The organism is Nocardia exalbida NBRC 100660, from assembly GCF_000308575.1.
Classification (GTDB): Bacteria; Actinomycetota; Actinomycetes; order Mycobacteriales; family Mycobacteriaceae; genus Nocardia; species Nocardia exalbida.
This window is the reverse complement of sequence record NZ_BAFZ01000083.1, coordinates 18,602-37,353: the sequence shown is the minus strand read 5'-3', so window position 1 is coordinate 37,353 and position 18,752 is coordinate 18,602. Positions and strand designations below refer to the sequence as shown.

Here is an 18,752-nt window from a genome sequence, read left to right as displayed (position 1 = left end):
GAGGCGGTGGCCGCCGGGTACGGCGTACCCGGCACGACTGGCAGGTCTTCGGACTCGCGGGCACCGGCCGTGCGGGCGGAGTGCTCCCGATGGCCGACCTACTGGCCGTCGCTTCCCGGGTCGCGGAGCCTTACGGCTCGGTGAACCCAGTGCCTGGTGACGGCGGTCGTTCCTGCATACCGCTGCGGGACAGTCCCGGATTCCCACCGGGTTCCCTCTCGCCCGCCGTAACGTCGCCGCACGGGCGGGCTCGACTCCGTCGCGCGACGTCGGGGCTCCATCTCGTCGTGCTGCGGTGAACCAGCTGCACTCTCAGCATAGGACGCGGCGCGGCCGCCAGGAACGACCGACCCGAGATCGAAAGCTGCTGCCGCGGCCACCTGCGATCGGCTGGGAGCCGCACGGCATGGCCGCACTGGTCGGCCGCGGACGCGAAAGTTGCCGCGAGCGACATCACATCGAATATTTGCCCGAGCCGATCGCCGCGTACCGATTCGGTGCCGGCTTGCGTTCCGGCTATCGGCAGGACCGCGAACGCCGATCGTATCGACTTTCCCGGAATTCCCCGTGTCGTGCGCGGAATCGGATCGGCTTTTCGCCCATACCCGGCGGCGGCTACCGGAGATCCGCACCCCCGAACTCCTCGTGCGCGTGGTTCGCCTCGTGTGCGGCCGCGGCCGCGTGTCGAGGTATCGAGGCCGAGCCCGGCCGCCGGTCGACCGCGCGACGGCCACCGGCATCCCACCTCGGACCGGCCCCGGCCGCCGGGCAGCACACCGGTTGCTGCGGCGCCGCCCATGTGTCGGCGCTGTGAACGCAACTTCGCAACGGTGCTAGGCGGTCTTGTGAAGAGGTTTGCGAAGGGGGATTCCATGTCGGTGCGGTTCACGCGGCCGGGTACCTTAGGTCAATGTTCTCGAAAGTCTTGGTTGCCAACCGTGGCGAGATCGCCATCCGAGCCTTCCGCGCGGCTTACGAACTCGGCATCGGGACGGTCGCCGTGTTTCCCCACGAGGACCGCAATTCGGTCCATCGGTTGAAGGCGGCGGAGTCGTACCAGATCGGCGAGCCCGGTCATCCGGTGCGGGCCTACCTGTCGATCGAGGCGATCATCGAGGCGGCCAAGTCGGCGGGCGCGGACGCGATCTACCCGGGATACGGGTTCTTGTCGGAGAACCCCGATCTGGCGGCGGCGTGCGCCCGCGAGGGCATCACGTTCATCGGCCCGTCGGCCGAAGTGCTCGAACTCGCTGGTAACAAGGCGCGCGCCATCGAGGCGGCCAAGGCGGCCGGTCTGCCGGTGCTGCGTTCGAGCGCACCGTCGTCGGACGTGGACGAGTTGCTGGCCGCGTCGCGCGAGCTGGAGTACCCGATCTTCGTCAAGGCGGTCGCCGGTGGTGGCGGTCGCGGGATGCGCCGGGTCGCCGCGCCGGAGCAGTTGCGCGAGTCGATCGAGGCGGCCTCCAGGGAGGCGGAGTCGGCGTTCGGTGACCCGACGGTGTTCCTCGAGCAGGCGGTGGTGAACCCTCGCCATATCGAGGTGCAGATCCTGGCCGATCAGCACGGCAATGTGATGCACCTGTTCGAGCGGGACTGCTCGGTGCAGCGCAGGCATCAGAAGGTGATCGAGCTGGCGCCCGCGCCGAATCTGGACCCCGCGCTGCGTGAACGGATCTGCGCCGACGCGGTCGCCTTCGCCAGGCAGATCGGTTACTCGTGTGCGGGCACCGTGGAGTTCCTGCTGGACGAGCGCGGCAACCACGTCTTCATCGAGATGAACCCGCGCATCCAGGTGGAGCACACGGTGACCGAGGAGATCACCGACGTGGACCTGGTGCAGTCGCAGCTGCGCATCGCGGGCGGGGAGACGCTCGAGCAGTTGGGCTTGAGCCAGGACGCGGTGACGATCAGGGGCGCGGCCTTGCAGTGCCGGATCACCACCGAGGACCCGGCCAACGGGTTCCGTCCCGACACCGGCCGCATCACCGCCTACCGCACCCCCGGCGGCGCGGGCATCCGCCTGGACGGCGGTGCGAACCTGGGCGCCGAGATCGGCGCCTACTTCGACTCGATGCTGGTCAAGCTCACCTGCCGCGGTCGCGACTTCGGCGCGGCGGTGGCGCGGGCGAGCCGGGCGCTGGCGGAATTCCGCATCCGCGGTGTGGCCACCAACATCCCGTTCCTGCTCGCGGTGCTGGACGATCCCGACTTCCAGGCGGGCCGGGTCACCACCTCGTTCATCGAGGAGCGTCCGCAGCTGCTGACCCTGCGTCAATCCGCCGACCGGGGCACCAAGATCCTCGACTACCTGGCCGACGTCACGGTGAACAAGCCGCACGGCGAGCGGCCGACCACGGTGTACCCGCACGACAAGCTGCCCGCGATCGATCTGAGCGTGCCACCGCCGGACGGCTCGCGCCAGCGGCTGCTGCGGCTGGGGCCGGAGGGCTTCGCGCAGGCGCTGCGTGCGCAGAAGGCGGTCGGCGTCACCGACACCACCTTCCGCGACGCGCACCAGTCGCTGCTGGCCACCCGCGTGCGCACCAACGGCCTGCTGGGAGTGGCGGGGCATGTGGCGCGGTTGACGCCGGAGCTGCTGTCGGTGGAGTGCTGGGGTGGCGCGACCTACGACGTGGGACTGCGATTCCTGTACGAGGATCCGTGGGAGCGGCTGGCGGCATTGCGGGAAGCGATCCCGAATATCTGCTTGCAGATGCTGCTGCGTGGCCGCAACACCGTCGGCTACACCCCGTATCCGGAAGCGGTGACCCGCGCGTTCGTCTCCGAGGCGACCGCCACCGGCATCGACATCTTCCGTATCTTCGACGCCCTCAACAACGTCGACCAGATGCGCCCGGCCATCGACGCGGTCCGCGAGACCGGCACCGCGGTCGCCGAAGTCGCGATCAGCTACACCGGCGATCTGGCGAATCCGGACGAGACGCTCTACACCCTGGACTACTACCTGAAGCTGGCCGAGCAGATCGTGGATGCGGGCGCGCACGTGCTCGCGATCAAGGACATGGCCGGACTGTTGCGCGCTCCGGCCGCGACCAAGCTGGTCACCGCGTTGCGCAGCAATTTCGATCTGCCGGTGCACGTGCACACCCACGACACCCCCGGCGGGCAGTTGGCCACCTACCTGGCCGCCTGGCAGGCCGGCGCCGACGCCGTCGACGGTGCGAGTGCCGCGATGGCAGGCACTACGAGCCAGCCCGCGCTCTCGGCGATCGTCGCCGCGGCGGCGCACAGCGAGTACGACACCGGGTTGAACCTGCAAAACGTCTGCGACATGGAACCGTACTGGGAGGCGCTGCGGAAGGTGTACGCGCCGTTCGAGTCCGGGCTGCCCGCGCCGACGGGTCGCGTCTACACCCACGAGATCCCCGGCGGGCAGTTGTCGAACCTGCGTCAGCAGGCCATCGCGCTCGGGTTGGGTGACCGGTTCGAGGAGGTCGAGGCGAAATACGCCGCCGCCGACCGGCTGCTCGGGCGTCTGGTGAAGGTCACCCCGTCCTCGAAGGTCGTCGGTGACCTGGCGCTGGCGCTGGTCGGCACCGGCGTGGAGGTCGAGGACTTCGCCGCCGACCCCGGCCGCTACGACATCCCGGACTCGGTGATCGGGTTCCTGCGCGGCGAACTGGGCACCCCCGCCGGTGGCTGGCCCGAACCGTTCCGCAGCAAGGCACTCGCCGGGCGGGGCGCGGCCAAACCCGAGACACCGTTGACGCCCGCGGAGGAGAAGGCCCTGGCCGGTAGCTCCGAGGAGCGCCGGGCGACGTTGAACCGGCTGCTGTTCCCCGGCCCCACCGCCGAATTCCTCGCCCACCGCGAGAAGTACGGCGACACCTCCGGGTTGTCGGCCAACCAGTTCTTCTACGGCCTGCGTCGCGGCGAGGAACACCGGGTGCAGCTGGAGAAGGGCGTCACCCTGCTCATCGGCCTGGAAGCCATCTCCGAACCCGACGAGCGCGGCATGCGCACGGTGATGTGCATCCTCAACGGGCAGTTGCGGCCCATCTCGGTGCGCGACCGGTCGATCGCCAGCGAGATCCCTGCGGCGGAGAAGGCCGACAAGACCAATCCCGGCCATGTCGCGGCGCCGTTCGCCGGTGTCGTCACTCTCGCGGTGTCCGAAGGCGATTCGGTGGCGGCGGGTGACACCATCGGCACCATCGAGGCCATGAAGATGGAAGCCGCGATCACCGCGCCCCGCGCGGGCACCGTCGGCCGCGTCGCCATCGGCGCCGTGCAACAGGTCGAAGGCGGTGACCTGCTCATCGAACTGGCGGTCCGGGAGTCGTCCGCCGGATGACGCGGATCGTCGCGGGAACGGCGGGTGGGCGGCGCCTGCGGGTGCCGCCGTCGGGCACCCGCCCGACCTCCGACCGCGTGCGGGAGGCGCTGTTCAGCGCGCTGGACGCCCGGTTGGATTTCGCGGGCGCGCGCGTGCTGGACCTGTACGCGGGTTCCGGCGCGCTCGGGCTGGAGGCGCTGTCGCGCGGCGCCGAGCACGCGCTGCTCGTCGAGGCCGACCGCAAGGCCGCGGCCGTGGTCCGCGGCAACATCGCCGACCTCGGGCTGCCCGGCGCCGAACTGCGGGTCGCGACGGTGGCCGGCGTGCTGCGACAGGGCGGGGCGGGCCGCTTCGACGTGGTCTTCTCCGACCCGCCCTACGCGGTGGACAACGCCGCGGTGCTGGCCGATCTGCGGGCGCTGACCGAGCACGGTTGGCTGCGTCCCGGGGCGTCGGTGGTGCTGGAGCGTTCGGCGCGTTCGCCCGAAACAGCCTGGCCCGCAGGCTTCGTCCCGGCCAAATCGCGACGGTACGGCGAAACACGCATCGATCTCGCGGAGTTCGAGCCGGACGGGTAGGCGCGGATCCGGCCGCGCGTGCCCGCGGGCGGTCGCCCTGCTAGCGTCGCCTCATGGCAGGAGCACTGTGCCCCGGGTCGTTCGACCCCGTGACCTACGGACACCTCGACGTCTTCACCCGGGCCGCGGCCCAGTTCGACGAGGTCGTCGTCACCGTCTTGATCAACCCGAAGAAGCAGGGCATGTTCACCGTCGAGGAGCGCATCGAGCTGCTGCGCGAGTCGACCGCGCACCTGGGCAACGTGCGGGTGGAGTCGTGGCAGGGCCTGCTGGTCGACTTCGCCCGCGAGCAGGGCGTCACCGCGATCGTGAAGGGCCTGCGCGACGCGGGCGACTTCGGCTACGAACTGCAGATGGCGCAGATGAACAAGAAGCTCTCCGGGGTGGACACCTTCTTCATCGCCACCAACCCGTCACTCAGTTTCCTGTCCAGCTCACTGGTCAAGGAGGTCGCGGCGTACGGCGGCGACGTCGCCGACATGCTGCCGCCTTCGGTGCACAAGCGCCTCCTCGACCGCCTGGCCGAGCGCGAGAACTGACGGAGAAACAAGCCCTGAACGCGGCCGGGGCCCGCCGCACCGGTACGTCCTGAGTGCTGCGAAGAGTCGGAACCGGCTCAGAACACCAGGCCGCGCAGGGCCAGGAAGCGCATGCCGCCGACGGCGGCGGTGATGGCGAGGATCGCGGCGGCCTGCGCGGTGTCCCCGAGGCCGGGGGCCCACACGCCGAGTGCGGCAAGCGCGGCGGTCGTGACGCCGAGGCCGACCATCGCCAGCCCGCCGCCCTCCCACTGCGCGGTGAACCAGCCGACCCGTCCCGCCGCGTGGAAGGTGAGCTGACGGTGCAGCTCGTTGGCGATCATGGTGCTGACGACGGAGCCGACGACATTGGCGAGCAGCGGCCCGGCGCCGTGCATGGCGAAGAACAGCAGGACATAGGCGATATTGCTGGACCCGCCGACCAGCGCGAACCGGATCAGCTGAGCGAAGGCGCGATCGCCGCGCAGATATTGGGCGAGCTGTCCGAACTTGCTCGTGACCGCGGTGGCCGGCAACGCCGGGTAGGGGCCGCCCCACGGCACGAAGAAGCTGGTGGCGCTCACTCCCGCCGGTCGCGGTAGTTCCAGAACAGTCATCGTCTTTCCGATCGAACACAAGCCATCGGCGGGGACAACGGCGATGGTGATCGCTCACCTCTTCCGTCGACTCTGGACAGGTTCCGTTCGTAGCCCATGGTCAGGAATCGCTGACGCATCGGAGCCTGTCGACATTCGACGGCGGGTTGCCCATACCTCCGGCTTTTTCGTCCGCGATCCGGGGGGAACGCGGTAGGTGTCGAAGGTCTTGGTCGACCTTCCAGAAAAATGTAACACGAAGCGGAGAGGAGGTCTCCACTTGATTACTGTGGCGTGCGAGACACTGGCACGACACACCGGAAAGTGACTCGGCACGAGCCGTGACGAGGGGCACACTGGGCTGGGCGGAGAGTTTCGCCGTGAGTCCGCAGGAGGGTAGTGAGCATGTATCGCGTATTCGAAGCGCTCGACGAACTTGTCGCCATCGTCGAAGAGGCGCGCGGCATCCCCCGACCCGAAGCTGCATCGTGCCGCGTGGCGACGTGCTCGAACTACTCGACGACGTCCGGGACGCGCTGCCCGGCGAACTCGACGACGCCCAAGACGTGCTCGACCATCGGGACAAGATCGTGTCCGATGCCAGGACCGCGGCCGAGGCCGCCGTGAGCGGAGCGAACGAGCAGGCCGAGCACACCATCACCTCGGCGCGCGAGGAAGCCGATCGCATCCTGGCCGATGCCAAGGCGCACGCCGACCGGATGGTCGCCGAGGCGAGTGCGCACGCCGATCACCTGGTCGCCTCCGCTCAGGAGGAGGCCGATCGGGTGGTGGCCGACGGCAACGCCGAATACGAGGCGGTGACCGGCCGGGCGCGCGTCGAGTCGGACCGGATGATCGAGGCGGGCAAGGCCGCCTACGACCGCTCCGTCGCCGAAGGTCTCGCCGAGCAGGAGCGGCTGGTCACGCAGACCGAGGTGGTCCGGGCCGCGCACGCCGAGTCGGCCAGGGTGATCGACGCCGCGCACGCCGAAGCCGATCGCCTGCGCGAGGAATGCGATCACTACGTCGACTCCCGGCTGGCCGACTTCGAGGAGACGCTGACCAGCACGCTGCGGACGGTCGGGCGGGGACGTCATCAGCTGCGCAGTGGCACGGGCGTACCCGACTACGCCAGCGAATTCCGCAGGTAGCGGCCCCGGGCGCGCGGGGCTGCGTTTGGGAGCGCACCTCCTGATCGCGTATTGTGGAGTGGTTGCCCATACCCCTCGAGCGTGAGTGAGTCCGTGATGTCCGCCGGTTACGGTTCCGCGTCGCGTCCCAAGTCGGCCAAGCGCCGGTTGCCGGACGCCGGTTTCGTGCTGGACGCCCGCAGCCTCGGCCGCAGGCCGGGGACCATGCGCGAGCTGCGCCGCACCGTCACCACCGAGAATCGGATCGGTCTGGATCTGATCGCCGTCCCCGTGGGCGCGCAGGTGGAACTCGACCTGCAGTTGCAGGCGGTATCCGAAGGTGTGCTGGTGACCGGCACGGTCACCGCGCCGATCGAAGGGGAGTGCTCGCGCTGCCTGGAGCCGTTCGGCGACGAGGTCACCCTGCGGGTGACCGAGCTGTTCGCCTACCCGGACAGCGCCACCGAGCAGACCACCGAGGACGACGAGGTGCACCGCCTGGTCGACGACACCATCGATCTGGAGCCCGTGGTGATCGACGCCGTCGGTCTCGAGCTGCCGCTGCAGCCGTTGTGCTCGCCGGATTGCGCGGGACTGTGCCCGGAATGCGGCGTACGGATGGCGATTGCGGGATCCGACCACGGGCATGAGATACTTGACCCTCGCTGGGCCGGACTGGCTAACTTCGCCTCCGGATCGCCCGGCACAGGCAGCCCCGACGAGGGTGCGGCCGACCGAGACCACTGAGCAAGACCGATCAGCCGAACCGGCAGAGCAATTAGACAGAGGAGAAGTAGTCGTGGCCGTTCCCAAGCGCCGGATGTCCCGTTCCAACACCAGGTCGCGGCGCAGCCAGTGGAAGGCCACCGCGCCGACCCTGATCACCTGCCCGAACCGCGCCTGCGGCGAGAAGACCCTGCCGCACATCGCCTGCCCGTCCTGCGGCACCTACAAGGGCCGCCAGGTCACCGCCGCGGTCTGATCGTTAGACCTGTCGTAGCGACGTGACCGACGAATCCGACTCGTCCGGTGAACACGCGAGCCTGCTCGCCGCCCTAGGCGTCGATCTGCAGCCGGATCTTCTGCGTCTCGCGCTGACCCATCGGTCGTACGCGTACGAGAACGGCGGTCTGCCGACGAACGAGCGTCTCGAGTTCCTCGGCGACTCCGTACTCGGGCTGAGCATCACCGAACGGCTGTATCACGAGCATCCCTCGAAGTCCGAGGGTGAACTGGCCAAGCTGCGCGCGAGCGTGGTGAACATGCGCGCGCTCGCGGAGGTAGCCCGTGGGCTCGGCGATGGCGGCCTCGGTGTGCACCTGTTACTGGGCAAAGGCGAAGAACTCACCGGCGGCCGGGACAAGGAGAGCATCCTCGCCGACGGCATGGAGTCACTGCTCGGCGCCGTGCACCTGGAGCACGGCATCGAGGTGGCTCGTGCCGTGGTGTTGCGGCTGTTCGCCGAACTGCTCGAGCGCGGACCGCGCATGGGCGCCGGACTGGACTGGAAGACGAGCCTGCAGGAACTCACCGCCGAGCGTGGTCTCGGCGTGCCCAGCTACGAGATCACCTCGACCGGGCCCGACCACGACAAGGAATTCACCGCCACCACGGTGGTCGGTGGACGGGCCTACGGGCAGGGTGTCGGCCGGTCCAAGAAGGAAGCCGAGCAGAAGGCCGCGGGGGCCGCCTACGAGGCGCTGACCGCCGAAACCTGACGTGCCCGAACTACCCGAGGTCGAGGTCGTGCGACGCGGCCTCGCCGAGCATGTGGTCGGCCGGGTCGTGGAATCGGTGGCGATCACCCATCCTCGCTCGGTGCGCCGCCATCTCGAAGGCGCCGCCGATCTCGCCGCGCGGTTGACCGGCCTGCGGGTCGAGTCGGCCGAGCGGCGCGGCAAATTCCTCTGGCTCACCTTCGACGACCCGGAAGCCGCCTTGGTCGTGCATCTGGGCATGAGCGGTCAGATGCTGGTCCAGCCCGCCGACGCGCCGCTGGAGAAGCACGCCCACATCCGCGCCACCTTCGGCGACGGTACCCAGCTGCGTTTCGTCGACCAGCGCACCTTCGGTGGCTGGGCGCTCGCGCCGCTGGTCGAAGTGGATGGCACCCTGGTGCCGCAGCCGGTCGCGCACATCGCCCGCGACCCGCTGGATCCGCGTTTCGACCCCGAGTCCGTGGTCGCCGTCGTCCGGGGCAAGCAGAGTGAGATCAAGCGCGTCCTGCTCGATCAGGGCGTCGTCTCCGGGATCGGCAACATCTACGCCGACGAGGCGCTGTGGCGGGCGAAGATCCACGGTGGCCGGCTCGCCTCGGGATTGTCCAGGCCCGCGGTGCGCGGATTGCTCGCTGATGTGGCCACGGTGATGGGCGAAGCGCTCGCCGCGGGCGGTACCTCGTTCGACGCGCTCTATGTGAACGTCAACGGCCAGTCGGGCTACTTCGAACGCGCCCTGGCCGTATACGGTCGGGAGAACGAGCCGTGTCGCCGGTGTGGTGCCCCGATCACCCGGGAGCGGTTCATGAACCGCTCGTCCTACTCCTGCCCGCGCTGCCAGCCGAAGCCTCGCCGTCGCTAGCGCGGGCGGGCTACCGTTTCCTCAGGGCGGTTCGGAATGTCAGCCGGCCGTGAGGAAGGGAAGCATGCGCAAGCTCACCTATTACGTCGCGTCGACGATCGATGGATTCATCGCCACCGAGGATGGCTCGGTCGACTTCTTCCCGGTCGGCGGCGACCACGGTCCGTCGATCAACGCGCAGTACCCCGAGACGCTGCCCACCAAGGTCCGCGAGGCGCTCGGGGTGGAGGAGCACAATCGCTATTTCGACACCGTGCTGATGGGGCGCAAGACGCACGACTTCGGCGTCCGCACCGGCACCTCAACGCCGTACGCGCACCTGCGGCAGTTCGTGGTCTCGACCACGCTGCCCGAGAGCCCTGATCCGGCCGTCGAGCTGATCTCGGAGAACCCGGTCGAGAAGGTCCGTGAACTCAAACGGGAGAGCGGGCTGGGCATCTGGCTGTGCGGTGGCGGCGAACTGGCGCAGGTGCTGCTGCCGGAGATCGACCAGATCTTCCTCAAGCTCTACCCGATCGTGCTCGGCCGCGGCCGCCCGCTGTTCGGCGCCGGTTCGCGGCTGCCCGAACCCGCCAAGTTCCGGGTGATCACCAGCACCGTGTTCGAGGACGGCGTGGCCTTCGTCAAATACAGCCGGGTGCGCTAGCACGGTGCCCGACCAGGATCCGAGCGGGATGCCGGACCGGGCCGCGGCGCCCGGTCCGGAGGCGGCGCTGCGGGAGATCGGCTTCTGGCTGGAGCGCTCCCGGGCGGAGACCCACCGCGTGAAGGCCTACCGGCGCGCCGCCGACGTCGTCGCGGGATTGCCCGCCGACGAGCGCGCGGCGCGCCGAGCGGCCGGCAGCTGGACCGAACTGGCAGGCATCGGGCCCAAGACCGCCGCCGTCATCGAGCAGGCGTACGCCGGTGTGGTGCCGCGATACCTGGCCGAGTTGCGCGCGGCCGCCCAGCCGATCGGGGCGCCGGGCAAACCGTTGCGGGAACAGTTGCGCGGCGATCTGCACACGCACTCGAACTGGTCCGACGGTGGCAGCCCGATCGAGGAGATGATGCGCGTCGCGGCGGCGCTCGGGCACGAATACTGCGCCCTGACCGACCATTCGCCGCGCCTGACCGTGGCCAACGGCCTGTCGGCCGACCGGCTGCGCAAGCAACTCGACGTGGTCGCCGAACTCAACGACCGGATGGCGCCGTTCCGTATCCTCACCGGCATCGAAGTGGACATCCTCGATGACGGCACGCTCGACCAGCAGGCGGATCTGCTCGCCCGCCTGGACATCGTCGTGGCCAGCGTGCATTCGCACCTGCGCGACGACAGCGCGACGATGACCAAGCGCATGGCGTACGCGGTCGCCGACCCCAACGTCGACGTGCTCGGCCACTGCACCGGCCGCTTGGTCGCGGGTGGACGCGGCACCAGGCCGGAGTCGACGTTCGACGCCGAGGTGGTGTTCGAGGCGTGCCGCACCTACGGCACCGCCGTGGAGATCAACAGCAGGCCCGAAAGACTCGATCCGCCTTCGCGATTGCTACGACTGGCCGCCGAGATGGGGTGCTATTTCTCGATCGACACCGACGCGCACGCCCCGGGACAGCTCGACTGGCAGGGCTACGGTTGCGAACGCGCGGTCGCGAACGGTGTCGCGCCGGAACGGGTGATCAACACCTGGCCGCTGGCGGATCTCTCGGCCTGGACTCGCGCGGGAGCGTGACCGCCGGGTTAACTGTTGCCGAATACTTCGACTTCGCCTGGGTCGGTAGGCGATCGCCGCCGAGAATGAGGGCCACACGGATTGCTGGGGGGATCGACTGGTGGGCGACTTTCCGCTCGAAATCGTACTGGCGCTCATCGGTATCGCGGTGCCGATCGGCGCGTTCCTGTGGGAGTTCGTTTTCGCAGGCCGCAGGCGGCTCGGCTATCGAGTACAGATGGACACGCCGGTCACCGGCGAGATCGAGTCGGTGTTCCCCGGTGTGCTTCCGCAACTGCGCCCCTCGGCCGACGGCGCCAGCCCGGACCTGAAGGACATCTCGGTCGTGCTGGTGCGCATCGAGAACAGCGGCGTCACGACCATCGACAGTCATGACTACAAGGCGCCGGAAGCCGCGCGGATCGGTCTGCACCTGCGCTTTCCGCAGCGCCGCGTGATCGGCATGGCGGTCAACGAACTCAGCGATCCCGCGTTGGCCGACAACCTCGACGCCGACTCCGGCATCGCGGTACGCGAGGACACCGGCGGGCACATCGGTGTGATCGACCTGCCGAAGGTGCCACTCGGCCCCGGCGATCACTACAAGATCCTGGCGATCCTGCAGCGTTCCGAAGGTGTGGGCGAGTACCCGCAACCGGTGCTGCGCGGCGGCATCAAAGCCGGCCGGATCACCGAGACCCGCAGCCGCACCGGAATTCCGCTGATGATGGTCGCGCTCACGATATTCCTGGTGCTGGTGATCGTCGTCCAACTGGTGGTGGCCGCGCTGGAGCCGTCGCCGACGCCACTGGAGTGCGTGTCGGGCAAGCTGACCGTGACCGGGTCGTCGGCGTTCGGCCCGGTGGTCAGGGAAGCCGCCGAGCAGTATCGGAAGCGCTGCACCGGTGCGGAATTCGCGTTCGGTTTCGAGGGCACCGAGCGCGGACTGGACCGGCTCGCCGAGGAGGGCGCGGGCAACTCCGGATTGCTCGCCTTCACCGACGGTGCGAAGGGCAGCGGTTACCCGGCGTTGGTGCACCGTCCGCTCGCCCTGTCGTTGTTCACCATGGTCGTGCATCCCGGCGTCGGCGTCCGGGATCTCACCGTCGCCCAGATCCGGGATCTGTACCGGGGCGGCATCGGCAACTGGCGCGAGGTGGGCGGACCCGACCTGCCGGTGGTGCTGGTCAACCGCACCCCGGGTTCCGGTTCGCGCAACACCTTCGAACGCAGGCTGCTCGACGGCACTCAGCCGGATCGCCCGCACGTGAGCTGCACGGCGCTGAAGGGCACCGTCACCACCGCGCCCGCGCACTGCGAGGTCCAGGTCACGGCCGATATGCGCAAGGCGGTGGCCGAGATCCCCGGAGCCATCGGCTATACGGAGTTCTCCGAGGCCGTCGACGCGGGCCTGCCGACCCTGGTGATCGACGGCGTCGGCGCAGGCCGCGACGCCGCGGTGCGCCGCGCCTACCCTTTCTGGGGAGTCGAGTACGCCTACAGCAATGGCGAGTTGCCCGGCGACTCGCTCGCCGCGAGCTTTCTGCACTTCCTGACCGATCAGACCGGCAAGGAGGTGCTGCGCGCGCACGGCAACGCGCCGTGCGCCGACTTGCCCGATCCCGGCCGCTGCCTACCGGATCAGTGAACCCCGGACGCCGTCGCGGGCACCCGTGGCTCGGCGCATACGCCGCGCGGGGAGCATCGAGATGTCGGTGGGCTCGGCGAAGATGGGCGCATGACGGAACTATCACTGCGCGAGCTGAATCGGACGCTGCTGGTGCGCCAGAAGCTGGTGGAGCGGGTGGCGCTGCCCCCGCTCGAACTGGTCCGGCATCTGGTCGCGGTGCAGGGCCAGGAGCCGAACTGGCCCTATGTGGGGCTGTGGTCGCGCCTCGCGGAGTTCCGGCACGACGATTTGGCCGCGCTGCTGCGCGACCGCAGGCTGGTGCGCTCCACCATGATCCGCCGGACCGTCCACCTGGCAGACGCCGCGGACTACCGCTGGCTGCGGCCGACGGTGCAACCGGTGGTCGACGCCGCGCTGAAAGCGCCGTATTTTCGCGACGAGATCGACGGCGTCGACCTGGGAGCACTCGCGGCCGCCGGACGTGAACTGCTGGCCGGACAGCGGCTGCGCCGCCGCGAACTGGGTGACCTGCTCGCCCCGCGTTTCCCGGAACGGCACACCCGCAGGCTCGCCGAAACCGTCGAGTTGCTGGTCCCGTTGACGCACGGCCCCGAGGCCGGCGCGTGGGGGCGGTGGCGCAATCGGCAGGTCACGGTCGGTCTGGCCGAGGAATGGACGGGCGTTCCCATGGCCGAGGTGGCCCAGCCCGAGACGCTGGTCCTGCGGTATCTCGCCGCGTTCGGTCCGGCCACGGTGGCGGACATGCAGGCGTGGGCGGGTATCACCCGGCTGGCCGAGGTCGTCGACAATTTGCGCACCCGGCTGCGCGTGTTCACCGACGACCAGCACCGCGTGTTGTTCGATCTGCCGGACGCGCCGTTGGCCGAGCCGGATCTGCCCGTGCCCGTACGCTTTCTGCCCGCCTTCGACAACGCGTTGCTGGGCCACAAGGACCGCCGCAGGATCATCAGCGAGGAAGACCGGAAGCGCACCGCCAGGGAGGCTTCCGCGGGCGTGCCCATGTATCTGGTCGACGGTTTCGTGCACGGCCGCTGGTCGCTGGACGGCGCCACGCTGCGCATCATGCCCTGGCATCCGCTGTCCGCGACCGAGGAGGCGGCGGTGCGCGCGGAAGCGGAAGATTTGCTGTCGTTCATCGTGGCGGGTGGCGACGCCACCGCGGCCGGCTGCGATCCGCAGGTCGTCCTCGAAGGGTGAGACGCGCGGCGACCGGTTGTCGGAGAAGGCGGGGCCACCGGACTACCCATCGGTAGCTGAACAATCGCTGGACGTCGGGATTTTTCCCCAACTGTGGTTTGAACCACACCGCCTGAGGTACCTCCCACTCGGCCCCCCTGATCATGCCGAAAGCGTGACCAGGCCAACCAAGCCCCATGGACGGCGGTGCAGCTCGGTCTTCACCTCCGCCGCGGGGGCCACTTAGTTCAGTTCGGCGCCCGGTACTCCGAGTGCTGGGTGAATGCGAGTGCTACTTGGTTGTCCCTGGAAGGAGGGTCATGAGCGCGCTTTCCGTGCCGATTTCCGCGCAGGCGTCGTCCGATCTGGAGATGCCGTCGTGCGACTACGTGTCGACAGATCGCTCCAGCGGTCCGTTCCGGATCGCGATGGTCGTGCCGCCGTACTTCGACGTCCCGCCCAAGGCATACGGCGGTGTCGAGGCCGTGGTGGCCGATCTGGTCGACGCACTGGTGGCCCGTGGCCACGACGTGACTCTGCTTGGCGCGGGGGAACCGGGGACGAAGGCCAAGTTCGTGCCGGTGTGGGATCGGGCGCTGCCCGAGCGCCTCGGGGAGCCGTTTCCCGAGGTCGTGCACGCGTTGCGGGTGCGCCGCGCCATCGAGAAGCTCGTGGCCACATCGGGTGTCGACCTGGTGCACGACCACACCTTCGCGGGCCCGCTCAACGCGTCCGTCTTCCAGAGCATGGGCCTGCCGACGGTACTGACCGTGCACGGGCCGGTGGAGGACGACATCTACCGCTACTACCAGGATCTGGGCGACGAGGTGGCGCTGGTCGCGATCAGCGACCGCCAGCGCGAGCTGGCGCCGGGCCTGAATTGGTCCGGGCGCGTGCACAATGCGCTGCACGTCGACGACTGGCCGTTCCGTGTCGAGAAGGACGACTACGCGCTGTTCCTCGGCCGGTTCAACGAGTGCAAGGCCCCGCACTTGGCGCTGGAGGCCGCGCACGCGGCGGGCATCCCGCTGGTGCTGGCCGGTAAGTGCAGCGAACGTCCGGAACAGGCGTACTTCGAGGAGAAGGTGCGGCCGATGTTGACGGACAACGATCACGTGTTCGGACTCGCCGACGCGGCGGCCAAGCGTAAGCTGCTTGCCAATGCGCGTTGCCTGTTGTTCCCAATCCGCTGGGAGGAACCGTTCGGCATGGTGATGATCGAATCCATGGTGTGTGGCACGCCGGTGGTCGCGTTGCGCGGCGGGGCGGTGTCCGAGGTGATCGTCGACGGCGTGACCGGCCGGATCTGTGAGGATCCCGCCGAATTGCCCGCGGCCATCGAAGAGGTCCGCGGCATCGACCCGTATGCCTGCCGAGCCCACGTGCAGGCCAATTTCGGGTCCGACACGCTCGGCTTCGGGTACGAGCAGGTGTATCGCCGTCTGCTGCGTTCCAAGCAGCGGTTCGGCGCCGCGCCGCTCGACATCGCGGCGCCCGCGGCCGCGCCGCTCGACGCCACGGCGACCGGCTCGGCGCCCGTCCGGATCGCGGCGAGCGGATTGGCGTGACCGGTTCCATCCCGTTGAGCCCAGCCCCCCTGAACTCCGGTGAGCCCACCGGGTTCGGGGGGTGCGGTTCGGTGACCCTGGTCGAAGGCGGCACGTTCTGCCTGTCCAATCGGCTCGGTGACGTCGAACCGGGCAAGCCGCACGGCTTGTTTTTCCGGGACGCGCGCGTGCTGTCCCGCTGGGAATTGCTGGTGAACGGCAAACCCGCCGAGTCCCTTTCGGTGCTCAGTCCGGAGGCGTTCGCCGCCAGGTTCGTGTTGCGCAGGCCCCCGCAGGCGGGCCTGGCCGACAGCACGCTGCTGGTGGTGCGCGAACGGATCGTGGCCGACGGCATGCACGAGCTGATCACGCTGGAGAACATGGGCCGCGAGCCCACCGCGGTGCTGCTGGAACTGCACGTGGACGCCGACTTCGTCGACCTCTTCGCGGTGAAGGAAGGCCGGGCGGGGCACGCGCGGGCCGACGTGACGGTCGCCGACGGCGAACTGGTGCTGCACGACCACGCCGACCGCAGCCGGGGAATATCGATCTCCGCCACGGTGGAACCCGAGGTTCTTCCGGGTTCGCTGCTGTGGCGGGTGATCGTGCCGGTCGGCGAATGCTGGCAGACCGAGATCATCGCCCAGCCGACGGTGGGAAATCAGCGATTCCAAGCCGTGTCGCCGGGGGAGCACTACGGCGTCAGCGCGCCGGGTCGCAAGATCGAGGCGTGGCGCGACACCGCCACCGACATCGCCGCGTCCGACCCGGCGCTCACCCGCGTGCTGCGCCGCACCGAGAGCGACTTGGGCGCGTTGCAGATGCACGACGAATCCGGCGACGCCCGGCCGTTCGTCGCCGCGGGCGCGCCGTGGTTCATGACCCTGTTCGGCCGCGACAGCCTGCTCACCGCGTGGATGGCGCTGCCGCTGGAGGTCGATCTGGCGCTGGGCACGCTCCAGCAGCTGGCGGAACTGCAAGGCCAGGACGTGAACCCGCTCACCGAGGAGGAGCCCGGGCGCATCATGCACGAGATGCGCCGCGGCCCGGCGGGCGGGCAGGTGTTCGGCGGCAACATCTACTACGGAACCGCCGACGCCACACCGCTGTTCGTGATGCTGCTGGCCGAATGTCATCGCTGGGGCGCCGACTGCGAGGCGATCCGGCAACTGCTGCCCGCCGCCGACGCGGCGCTGCGCTGGATCACCGACTACGGCGACCGGGACGGCGACGGCTTCGTCGAGTACCGCCGCGCCACCGACCGCGGCTTGATCAATCAGGGGTGGAAGGACAGCTTCGACGGAATCAACGACGCCACCGGCCATATCGCCGAGGCGCCGATCGCGCTGTGCGAGGTGCAGGGTTACGTGCACGCGGCGATGCTGGCCAGGGCCGAGCTGGCCGAGGCTTTCGACGACCCTCGGCTGGCAGGCCTGCTGCGCGAACGCGCCGCGGAGTTGCGCGTCAAGTTCGCCGAACAGTTCTGGCTGCCCGACCGCGGCTGGTACGCCGTGGCGCTGGACGGCGGCAAACGTCAGGTCGACGCGTTGACCAGTAATGTCGCCCACTGCCTCTGGTCGGGTATCGCCACCGACGAGCACGCGGCCGAGCTGGTGTCGCGTATCGCGTCCCCGGAGATGGACTCCGGCTTCGGTCTGCGCACCTTGGCCTCGAACATGGGCGCCTACAACCCGATGAGCTATCACTGCGGCTCGGTCTGGCCGCACGACACGGCGATCGCGGTGGCTGGCTTGCTGCGCTATCGGCACGTGCCCGGCGCGGTCGAGCTGGCGACCCGGCTGGCCACCGGTCTCCTGGACGCGGCGGCGGTGTTCGACGGCCGATTGCCGGAGTTGTTCTGCGGTTTTCCCCGCTCCCGATTCGCCACGCCCGTGCCGTATCCGACGTCCTGCTCGCCGCAGGCGTGGGCGAGCGCGGCGCCGCTGTTGCTGGTGCGCTCGTTCCTCGGACTCGACCCGGACACGCCGAGCAGGACGCTCACCGTCCGGCCGCAGCTACCGGCGCGGTGGGGCAAGGTCTCGCTGCGCGCGCTGCGGCTCGGTGCGACCACCGTCGACCTGGAGGCCGAGGGCGCGCAGATCACCGCGGCACGCCTGCCCGACGACTGGCGGCTGGTAACCCGGTGAGCCACACCGGTTGCCGAGAGGCCCGAGCGGGTATGCCTCCGGCGTAAGGACATTGCAAGCCTTCTCGCACTGATACGCAGCACGGGAGGTGCACGATGCAGACATCGCTGGATACGCAGGACCTCTGGCGGAGCCGATACCGGGACTGTTCCGCGGACCCGACGGATCTCGACCTCGATCGCGCGCTGTTCGTCCGCGGCGTGCACGCCGGTCACGGTCCGGAGTGCCGCCAGTACCTCGCCGCGGCGGCGTACTGTCTCGACCACGGAGACGAGCACTGACCAGCAGCCGCGCCGCTGCGAGGGCCGCAGGGCCGGTGCCGGACGTTGCGCCCGATGAGTTCGCGGCTGCGCCTAGAGGATCGCGAAGGCGACGACCAAGCCGAGCGCGAAATGCGCGGCCGCCACCACGAGTACCTCGGTGGTGTAGGTGTCGGCGTGCAGCGCGGTGCCGATGTCGATGCCGAGCGCCCGCTCGAGCACGCGCACCGAGATGACCTGGGCGACAATGCCGACCAGGCCGAACACCAGCGCGGCGATCAGTCCCTCGGACAGCTTGCCGCCGCCGCCGACGGCGAAGATGGCGAGCACGACGATGAACGCCATGCTGATCATGCCCGCGGCCGTGACGATGACGGCGTTCGGCTTGCCCGCCACCACCAGTTTGCGCAGCTTGCCCGGCGTGGTCAGGTCGATGGCGTAGAAGCCGACGAGCATGAGCACCAAGCCGACGAGGGCGTAGAGGATGATCGCTCCCACACCCTCGCCCAGCGAACTCCAGTACCCCGATTCCAGGGCGACTGCGGTCATCTTGATCCTTCCGAGAGGGATTGGCGGGCGGC

Annotated in this window: 16 protein-coding genes, 1 pseudogene and 1 riboswitch; of the genes and pseudogenes, 15 read left to right on the top strand and 2 right to left on the bottom strand. The window is 69.3% G+C overall.

What is annotated here, in order from left to right:
- Positions 1-22: 22 nt before the first annotated feature.
- A riboswitch (cobalamin riboswitch) is annotated at positions 23-241 on the bottom strand.
- Positions 242-910: 669 nt separating this feature from the next.
- Genes ON29_RS20055 through coaD form a run of 3 tightly spaced genes read left to right on the top strand, consistent with a single transcriptional unit; the run spans position 911 to position 5,414 of the window.
- Complete coding sequence (locus ON29_RS20055) at positions 911-4,315, top strand: pyruvate carboxylase (protein WP_040868393.1); 3,405 nt, start codon at positions 911-913, stop codon at positions 4,313-4,315.
- A complete protein-coding gene (gene rsmD / locus ON29_RS20050) occupies positions 4,312-4,875 on the top strand; it encodes a 16S rRNA (guanine(966)-N(2))-methyltransferase RsmD (RefSeq protein ID WP_040868391.1) in 564 nt (187 codons plus the stop codon). The genes ON29_RS20055 and rsmD overlap by 4 nt, the downstream gene beginning before the upstream one ends.
- 53 nt (positions 4,876-4,928) lie before the next feature.
- Entirely contained in the window at positions 4,929-5,414 is a 486-nt protein-coding gene (gene coaD, locus ON29_RS20045; RefSeq protein WP_040868389.1) for a pantetheine-phosphate adenylyltransferase, read from the top strand.
- A 77-nt stretch (positions 5,415-5,491) separates the two neighbouring features.
- Here coaD and ON29_RS20040 read toward each other — a convergent pair whose 3' ends face one another.
- Positions 5,492-6,010, bottom strand: a complete 519-nt coding sequence (locus ON29_RS20040) for a GtrA family protein (protein ID WP_040868382.1) — start codon at positions 6,008-6,010, stop codon at positions 5,492-5,494.
- Positions 6,011-6,394: 384 nt separating this feature from the next.
- Here ON29_RS20040 and ON29_RS20035 point away from each other — a divergent pair.
- The 12 genes and pseudogenes from ON29_RS20035 (at position 6,395) to ON29_RS19980 (ending at position 18,192) form a co-directional block, all read left to right on the top strand.
- Positions 6,395-7,140: pseudogene (locus ON29_RS20035) on the top strand (DivIVA domain-containing protein).
- Positions 7,141-7,236: 96 nt separating this feature from the next.
- Positions 7,237-7,866, top strand: a complete 630-nt coding sequence (locus ON29_RS20030; RefSeq protein WP_083863860.1) for a YceD family protein — start codon at positions 7,237-7,239, stop codon at positions 7,864-7,866.
- A 52-nt stretch (positions 7,867-7,918) separates the two neighbouring features.
- Positions 7,919-8,101 (top strand): 50S ribosomal protein L32, encoded by a 183-nt coding sequence (gene rpmF / locus ON29_RS20025; protein WP_014987105.1) that lies wholly within the window; start codon positions 7,919-7,921, stop codon positions 8,099-8,101.
- Between the two features lie 22 nt (positions 8,102-8,123).
- Positions 8,124-8,837 carry a ribonuclease III gene (gene rnc, locus ON29_RS20020; RefSeq protein ID WP_040868381.1) on the top strand — a complete coding sequence of 238 codons (714 nt, stop codon included), beginning with the start codon at positions 8,124-8,126 and terminating at the stop codon, positions 8,835-8,837.
- Between the two features lies 1 nt (position 8,838).
- Positions 8,839-9,699, top strand: coding sequence for a bifunctional DNA-formamidopyrimidine glycosylase/DNA-(apurinic or apyrimidinic site) lyase (gene mutM, locus ON29_RS20015; protein WP_040868379.1), 861 nt, complete (start codon positions 8,839-8,841; stop codon positions 9,697-9,699).
- 64 nt (positions 9,700-9,763) lie between these two features.
- The gene (locus tag ON29_RS20010; RefSeq protein ID WP_040868378.1) at positions 9,764-10,345 is read left to right on the top strand and encodes a dihydrofolate reductase family protein; all 582 of its coding nucleotides are present in this window, start codon (positions 9,764-9,766) and stop codon (positions 10,343-10,345) included.
- Between the two features lie 28 nt (positions 10,346-10,373).
- Positions 10,374-11,411 (top strand): PHP domain-containing protein, encoded by a 1,038-nt coding sequence (locus ON29_RS20005; protein ID WP_051175404.1) that lies wholly within the window; start codon positions 10,374-10,376, stop codon positions 11,409-11,411.
- Between the two features lie 100 nt (positions 11,412-11,511).
- Complete coding sequence (locus ON29_RS20000) at positions 11,512-13,038, top strand: PstS family phosphate ABC transporter substrate-binding protein (protein WP_040868377.1); 1,527 nt, start codon at positions 11,512-11,514, stop codon at positions 13,036-13,038.
- A 90-nt stretch (positions 13,039-13,128) separates the two neighbouring features.
- Positions 13,129-14,238 carry a winged helix DNA-binding domain-containing protein gene (locus tag ON29_RS19995; protein ID WP_040868376.1) on the top strand — a complete coding sequence of 370 codons (1,110 nt, stop codon included), beginning with the start codon at positions 13,129-13,131 and terminating at the stop codon, positions 14,236-14,238.
- 350 nt (positions 14,239-14,588) lie between these two features.
- The gene (locus tag ON29_RS19990) at positions 14,589-15,785 is read left to right on the top strand and encodes a glycosyltransferase family 4 protein (RefSeq protein WP_083863869.1); all 1,197 of its coding nucleotides are present in this window, start codon (positions 14,589-14,591) and stop codon (positions 15,783-15,785) included.
- Positions 15,786-15,793: 8 nt separating this feature from the next.
- Positions 15,794-17,911 carry an amylo-alpha-1,6-glucosidase gene (locus tag ON29_RS19985; protein ID WP_040868448.1) on the top strand — a complete coding sequence of 706 codons (2,118 nt, stop codon included), beginning with the start codon at positions 15,794-15,796 and terminating at the stop codon, positions 17,909-17,911.
- A 95-nt stretch (positions 17,912-18,006) separates the two neighbouring features.
- Positions 18,007-18,192 carry a hypothetical protein gene (locus ON29_RS19980; protein WP_040868375.1) on the top strand — a complete coding sequence of 62 codons (186 nt, stop codon included), beginning with the start codon at positions 18,007-18,009 and terminating at the stop codon, positions 18,190-18,192.
- 72 nt (positions 18,193-18,264) lie between these two features.
- On the opposite strand, the gene ON29_RS19975 is transcribed toward ON29_RS19980, so the two are convergent.
- Entirely contained in the window at positions 18,265-18,720 is a 456-nt protein-coding gene (locus ON29_RS19975) for a DUF350 domain-containing protein (protein ID WP_040868373.1), read from the bottom strand.
- Between the last annotated feature and the right edge of the window lie 32 nt (positions 18,721-18,752).